Annotated in this window: 1 protein-coding gene; it reads left to right on the forward strand. The window is 38.7% G+C overall.

Annotated features, from left to right (window positions below; all coding sequences use genetic code 11):
* A partial coding sequence (locus tag JO950_RS21750) for a condensation domain-containing protein (RefSeq protein ID WP_237732426.1) occupies positions 1 to 1798 on the forward strand: 1798 nt, incomplete at both ends.

Here is a 1798-nt window from a genome sequence, read left to right on the forward strand (position 1 = left end):
TTTTCAGAGTCTGATTTGAAATCGTATCTTTTAGGATTGGTTCCGGATTATATGGTTCCTCAGGTGTTTGTGGTTTTGGATCAGATGCCATTAACTTCAAACGGAAAGATCGACAGAAAAGCATTACCGGATCCTACTGTTACAGAAGGACGTGTGTATGTGGCACCAGAGACAAAAACAGAGGAAGAATTGGTTGTTATTTGGCAAGATCTGCTAAATGTAGAACAGGTTGGGGTTACGGATGATTTCTTTGAATTGGGAGGTCATTCTTTACTGGCTGTTCGTTTATTATCAGCTATTAAAACGACACTTAATGTGGCAATTAATATCACTGATATATTCGACCATACTAATATTGCAGCTTTAGCAGCTTTTATAGAAAGTCAGGACAATACAGCTGTACTTCCTTTGGTAACCAAACAAGACTTACCTGCCGATATTCCATTGTCATATGCTCAGGAGCGTTTATGGTTTATTGATAAATTAAAAGGAAGTGAGCATTACCATGTACCAGTATTATTAAACCTTAAAGGAGATCTTAAAATAGACTTTCTTTCTCAGGCGCTAAAAACAATTGTAGAACGCCATGAGGCATTGCGAACAGTGTTTGTAGAGAAAGAAGGTGTGGCTTATCAGGAACTGCAGTCTTCTGATCGTTGGGAGATGAGTGTTTTGACTTCTGTAACGGATTACAAATCATTCCTGGCAAATGAAGTAAACAAATCATTTGATTTATCAAAAGATTATATGCTTCGTGCTACAGTAATAAAAGTATCAGATGCAGAACATATTTTAGTACTGGTGCGTCATCATATTGCTACCGATGGATGGTCTTCTTCTGTTATTGTTAATGAGTTTAAAGAACTTTATGCTTCGTATGCGTCAGGAAGAGAAGCCGATTTACCGGTGCTTAGTTTTCAATATACAGATTATTCGGTTTGGCAGCGTTCTCAGGTATCCGGCGCTTATTTAGCAGAGAAACTAGAGTATTGGGAGTCAAAATTAGGAGGCGTAGCTCCTTCAGCACTACCTACTGATTATCTAAGACCTGCCGTTCCAAGCGGCCACGGTGACTTTGTTAGTTTTAGGCTAGACAGCCAGCGTAGTGAAGCTTTAAAGGCTTATGCAAAAGAAGAAGGAGTAACCCTATTTATGTTATTGTTAAGCATTTATAAAGTATTGTTATATCGTTACAGCGGACAGTCAGATATCTGTATCGGAACTACCGTTGCCAATCGTCCGCAGCAGGAATTAGAATCTATGATCGGGTTCTTCGTGAATACTTTGGCTCTTCGAAGCGATTTATCTGGTAACCCATCGTTTAATGAGTTGCTGAAATCGGTAAAACAAACCACTTTAGAAGCTTATGATCATATTGCCGTTCCGTTCGAAAAAGTAGTAGATCGTGTGGAGAAGGCAAGAGATAAGAGCAGAAATTCTATCTTCCAGGTATTGTTTGTTTTAAACAACAATCCGGATGCTAAGGTGGCCGATTTTAGTGACATTACTATTGAACCGATGGCAGTGGACTATAATATTTCGAAATTTGATTTAACCATTTTTGCCGAAGACGGCCCTGAGGGAATCTTATTTTCATTCAACTATTCTACAGATCTTTTCAGCTCTTCTACGGTATCAGGATTAAGATCACATTACGAGAACTTATTAACAGCTGTCTTAGAAAACGGAACCTCATCAATAGGTGATTTGACGATGTTAAGCACAGAAGAAGAGCAGGCATTGGTAGTAGACTGTAATACCCCTGATTATTTATTATCAGGAGAAGGAACTGTATTGT

This window comes from Flavobacterium sp. UGB4466, from assembly GCF_903469665.1.
Taxonomy (GTDB): Bacteria; Bacteroidota; Bacteroidia; order Flavobacteriales; family Flavobacteriaceae; genus Flavobacterium; species Flavobacterium lipolyticum.